At 63.3% G+C, this 5579-nt stretch carries 4 protein-coding genes; all 4 read right to left on the bottom strand.

The features are described from left to right. Positions 1 to 435: DUF1080 domain-containing protein (locus VK804_RS32765; protein WP_325752447.1), on the bottom strand; the 435-nt coding region annotated here is incomplete at its 3' end. Between the two features lie 29 nt (positions 436 to 464). Continuing rightward, on the bottom strand, positions 465 to 1313 hold the full coding sequence (locus VK804_RS32760) for a hypothetical protein (RefSeq protein WP_325752446.1): 849 nt from the start codon (positions 1311 to 1313) through the stop codon (positions 465 to 467). A 30-nt stretch (positions 1314 to 1343) separates the two neighbouring features. Then, positions 1344 to 2705, bottom strand: a complete 1362-nt coding sequence (locus tag VK804_RS32755; protein WP_325752445.1) for a TolC family outer membrane protein — start codon at positions 2703 to 2705, stop codon at positions 1344 to 1346. Positions 2706 to 2796: 91 nt separating this feature from the next. Then, on the bottom strand, positions 2797 to 5579 hold a 2783-nt coding region (locus tag VK804_RS32750; RefSeq protein WP_325752444.1), incomplete at its 5' end, for a CusA/CzcA family heavy metal efflux RND transporter.

The following is a 5579-nucleotide window of genomic DNA, read 5'->3' as shown; positions in this document are numbered from 1 at the left end:
GGTATCCCAGATATTCACCTCATACGCGCTGGCGCTGCCGATCTTCTCCGGATCGGTGCAGCGGATGAAAATGCCGCTGTTGGCATCGCTGTCGACCCAGAATTCGGCCCGGATCTGATAATCGGTATAGGTGTTCTTGGTGACCAGAAAACCGTTGCCCTTGTCGGCCACGACCAAGCCGTCCTCGACGTGCCAATTGGCGTTGCCAATCTGGTTGAAATTGTCGAGATTCTTGCCGTCGAACAGGGTAACCCAGCCGTCGTCGGCAGCGGCCCGATGCGGAATTGAGAAGGCGGCGAAGCCTGCCAGAAGCAACGCGAAGCCAAGTGCTGACCAGCCCTTCATGACGGTATCCTCCCAGATTAACGTTTGTTGTTTGATGCGAGGCACGTTTTCGGCCCCGCACAGGTTTTCATCGTCCGGCGACGATAGCACCTGGCGGGCCCTGGCGGAAGCCGTTGAACTCAGCGCAGCGTCCGCGTCAGATCGTCGAACAGCTCGTCGACCGCGTAGGCGCGCGGAATCAGCCCCTGCTGCGCCGTGTAGCCAATGATCAGCTCCAGCGAGCGGCGCATTTCCTCGGTGCTGAATTTCGGCGCCCCGGCCGGCGCGCGGCCTGCGCTCTCGCGCAACAGGCGAAAAACCTCCCGCACGGCTTCGGGATGTTCGTGCGCAAGTTTCTCGCTGACCACCACCATGTGGTTGATCGGCAGCACCTGGTGTTTGGCAAACCATGCCTTCTCCTCCGCCGCGACATCCGGAAACAGCGGCTTCAACCCTTCGCGCTCGACCTTCTCGCCGAGCACGGCATCGAGTTCACCGTCGAGCAGCATCTGGATGATCGGTTTGCCCGCGGGCGCCCGCATGGTGGTGTCGCGGAATTCGGCGACATGGGCGTCCTCGAAGGTGACCCAATCGATCGAATTGAGATCGACGCCATAATCATTGGCAAGGATGCCGCGCAGCCAGGCGCCGGTCGTGGTGGTGAAGGAGCGGATGCCGACGCGCTTGTGGTTCAGGTCGGACGGTTTCAGCATTCCCAATTTGGCATTGTAGAGCCCAAAAGCGTGCTGGAACCGCGCCACCACCACCTCGGGCAACAGCACCATCGGCTTGCCGAAACTCTTCGCCATCAAATAGGTGACGATCGCCATTTCCGAGACGTCGAAGGCCCCTTCCCGCACCATGGGCTTGAATCCCTTGTTGGTCGGCGAATAGTCGGCGAAATCGAACGTCACGGAATCGGATTTGACCGATCCGTTCTTCAACGCGGCGGTGCCGGGATGGTCGCCCAGCAATGTGCGCAAGCGCATCCTCTTCTCCTTGTTGTGGTTACAGCCGCGTCATTGACCCGAGGGAGTGCGAACGCCGTGCCATGCATCGCGCACCTGGTGGTAATGAACCTCGGGCAGATAATCCGGCGTGTCCAGATTGAGGGTATGCACATCGAGCCGTCCGACGGCGCTCAGCAGCGTGTAGGATGCGATCACCCGGTCGTGCTGGGCCGTGATTTGCCTGGTTCTGGCGTTGGTCAGATCCTGCTGGGCGTTGAGGACATCGATCGTGGTGCGCTGCCCTCCTGCGGCCTCGCGGCGAACGCCCCGCAGCGCGATCTCGGCCGCGCGCACTTCGGACTCCGCCGCCGCGAGCGCGACCTTGGTTCCCTCATTGGAGACCCAGGCGCTGACCACGGCCGTTCGGGTCTGATTTCTGACCTGTTCGAGCACCAGGCGGCTCTGCGAGGCGAGTTCCTTGGCCTGACGCGTCTGCGAGGCCGCGGTGCCGCCGTCATAAATCGGGACATTGATCTGGCCGAGGATCGAAGCCTGGTCGGTCGCAAACGTGCTGAGGCTCGGATCCGAATCCCTGGATCGACTGGCGCTCGCCTGAGCCGTCACGGTCGGCAGCAGGCTGCTTTCCGCAACCGAGATGGTGGTTCGCGCGACGTCGACGTCGTAGCCGGCCCCGAGCACCGCCGGATTTTCGTGGCCTGCGGTTTCGGTCGCCGCGACAAGCGTCGGCGGCGACAGGCGGTCGACGGTAGCGGCCGCAACCAGTTGCGTTGGCGCGTTGCCGATAACCTGGGTGTAGGTTTCCTTGCTGATCGCCAGCGCCACTTCCGCGGCGTTGAGATCGGCCAGTCCGCGGCTCAACCGCGCTTCGGCCTGCGCGGTGTCCGTCGGCGTGACGTCGCCGGCGTCCAGCCGCCTCTTGGTGGTTGCCAGGATTTCGCGCAGCACTGCGACGTTGGTTCGCTGCGCCTCGACCAGGGCCTGGTTGGCGAGCACATTCATATACGCCGTCACGGCGTCCAGCAGGACGCCCTGGCCGGTGTTCCGCAATGCCTCGCGACCCGACAGAACCTGGAATTCGGCGACCCGAACGCTATTGGCGGTCTTGAAGCCGTTGAACAGGACCTGGGTGACCGTCACGCCGATCGTCCAGGGGCGCAGGGTTGCTCCCTGTATGCTGTTGTCGGGCAGCAGGTTGCGAACGGCCTGCAGCCCGGCGCCCAGGCTCGCGATGATCTGTGGCCGGTAGCCGGCCAGCGCCTGCGGAATGTTTTCGTCCGCCCCGCGTTGCCGGGCGCGATCGGCATTGAGTTGCGGATTGGACTGATAGGCCCGCACCAATGCTTCCGGCAAGGTTTCGGCGGCAGCGCAAGCGATCGATAGCGGATTGACGATCAGCACAAGGCAAAGCATCAGCCACGCCCGCTGCAGCCCTGTCCTGCGGGTCCTCGGCGCGCATTCGGAGGCGATCCTACTCACAACCCTTGACCATCTCTTCAGCCCATCATTCCGCCGGCGCCAGATGGCCTTCGGTGGCCAGACCGGGCCGGCTTCGCCGCGAAAACATCGAGATCAGCGCCGGCAAGGTGACGAGAATGACGACGGGCGCAAGCATCATACCGGCCACCACCACCACCGCCAGTGGCTTTTGCACCTGCGAGCCAATTCCGGTGGATACCGCGGCCGGCAGCAATCCGATGCCCGCGACCACGCAGGTCATCAACACCGGGCGCAACTGAAGCTCGCCGGTGCGCAGGATGGCCCTGCCGCGTTCCATGCCCTGGTCGATCAGCTGGTTATATTGCGAAATGATGATGATGCCGTCCATCACCGAGATGCCGAACAGCGCGATGAACCCGATCGCGGCGGAGACGCTGAAGGGAATGCCGGTCAGCAGCAATCCGAGAATGCCGCCGAGCACCGCCATCGGGATCACGCTCATGGTCAGGATGGTATCGACGACGGAACCGAAATTGAACCAGATCAACATGGCGATCAGCGTCAGGCTGATCGGCACCACGATCGACAACCGCTTGATGGCGTCCTGAAGGTTGCCGAACTCGCCTACCCATTCGAGGTGCGAGCCCGGCGGCAGTTGCACCTGGGCGTTGACCTTTTGTTGCGCTTCCAGCACCGCGCCGCCAAGGTCGCGTTCGCGCACCGAAAACTTGATCGGCAGATAGCGCTCCTGCTGTTCGCGGTAGATATAGGCCGCGCCCGATACCAGTTTGACGGTTGCGACCTCGCTCAGCGGCACTTGCGTGATGCCGTTCGGACCTTGCGCGCCGATCCGCAAATTCTGGATGGCTTCCGCGCTCTTGCGGTATTGCGGCGCCAGACGAACGATGATCGGGAAATGGCGGTCGCTGCCCGGCTCATAGAGGTCGCCGGCGCTGTCGCCCCCGATCGCGGTCTTGATCGTGGTATTGATATCGCCCGGCGCAAGCCCGTAGCGGGCGGCGCGCGCGCGATCGATATCGATCTGGATGGTAGGCTGGCCGAGCGAGGTGAAAACCGCAAGATCGGTGATCCCCTGCACCGTCGCCAGCACCGATTTGATCTTGTTGGCGGTGTCGGTCAGCGCCTGCAGGTCATTGCCGTACAGCTTGATGGAGTTCTCTCCCTTCACGCCGGAGACCGCCTCCGAGACGTTGTCCTGAAGATATTGCGAGAAGTTGAACTCGACGCCGGGAAACTTGTCCTGCAATTGCTGCAGCAGTTCGGCGGTGACTTCGTCCTTGTCGAGGGTGCCCGGCCACTGCGCGACGGGTTTGAGCGGCGCGAAGAATTCGGCGTTGAACAGGCCGGCCGCGTCGGTGCCGTCGTCGGGACGGCCGTGCTGCGACACCACCGACTCGACCTCGGGACGGCTGCGGATCACCTTGCGCATCTCGTTGACATAGGCGTTGCCGGTTTCCAGCGAGATGGTCGGCGGCAGCGTGGCGCGGATCCACAGATTGCCTTCCTCGAGCTTGGGCAGGAATTCCAGTCCCAATAACCGGCCCAGCACCAGGGTCATCACCACGAGCCCGACCGCGCCGATCACCACCAGCTTGCGGTTGGCGACCGCCCAGTTCAGCGCCGGGACATAGAGCCGGTGCAGGAAGCCCATGATCCAGGTCTCGGTCTCGTGCACATGCGACGGCAGGATGATGGCGGAGAGCGCCGGCGTCACCGTGAAGGTCGCGAGCAAGCCGCCCGCCAGCGCATAGGCATAGGTGCGCGCCATCGGCCCGAAGATATTGCCCTCGACGCCGCTCAGCGTGAACAACGGCAGGAACGCCGCGATGATGATCGCCGCGGCAAAGAAGATCGAGCGCGAGACGTCGGCGGCGGCGGACAGGATGGCATGGCTCTTCATGCCCATCGTCGTCTCGGTCGAGATATGGCTCTGTTCGAGCTCCGACAACGCCGTGGTTTGCGTCAGCCGGCGGAAGATCGCTTCCACCATGATCACGGTGGCGTCCACGATCAGCCCGAAATCGATCGCGCCGACCGACAGCAAATTGGCGGATTCGCCGCGCAGCACCAGGATGATGACCGCGAAGAACAGCGCGAACGGAATCGTGGCGCCGACGATCAGCGCGCTCCGCAGATCGCCCAGGAAGATCCACTGCAGCAGCACGATCAGGAGAATGCCGACCACCATGTTGTGCAGCACGGTCGCGGTGGTGAGGTCGATCAGGTCCTTGCGGTCGTAGATCCGCTCGATCCGCACTCCCGGCGGCAGGATGCTGGAATTGTTGATCGAGGTCACCAGTTCCTCGACCCGGGCGATGGTCGGCGAGCTCTTCTCGCCACGGCGCATCAGCACGATGCCCTGCACGATGTCATCGGCGTCATCGAGGCCGGCGATGCCGAGCCGCGGTTTCTCGCCCACGGTCACGGTCGCGACGTCCTTGACGAGAACCGGATTGCCGCCGCTTTGCGCCACCATGGTGCTGGCAAGATCGTCGATGGAGCGGATCAGACCGACGCCGCGCACCACTGCGGACTGGGTGCCGATATTGACGGTGTTGCCGCCGACATTGATGTTGGAATTGCTGACGGCCTGCAGCAATTGCGGCAAGGTCAAACCGTTGGCGACCAGTTTGTTGAAATCGACCTGCAGCTCGTAAGTCTTGGTCTTGCCGCCCCAGCCGGTGACGTCGATGACGCCGGGCACCGCGCGAAACCGGCGTTGCAGCACCCAGTCCTGCAGCGTTTTCAAATCGAGCACGCTGTAGTTCGGCGGCCCCTTGAGCCGGTAGCGGTAGATTTCGCCGATCGCACTGGTCGGCGAGATCC

Source organism: Bradyrhizobium sp., assembly GCF_035484855.1.
GTDB lineage: Bacteria > Pseudomonadota > Alphaproteobacteria > Rhizobiales > Xanthobacteraceae > Bradyrhizobium.
Note: the sequence above shows the minus strand (reverse complement) of the source record. Positions and strands in the feature narration are given on the sequence as shown.

Excerpts from the sequence above, each read along its gene's own strand:
- VK804_RS32760 (WP_325752446.1), bottom strand. The coding sequence starts at position 1,313 with ATGCGCTTGCGCACATTGCTGGGCGACCATCCCGGCACCGCCGCGTTG.
- VK804_RS32755 (WP_325752445.1), bottom strand. The coding sequence starts at position 2,705 with ATGCTTTGCCTTGTGCTGATCGTCAATCCGCTATCGATCGCTTGCGCT.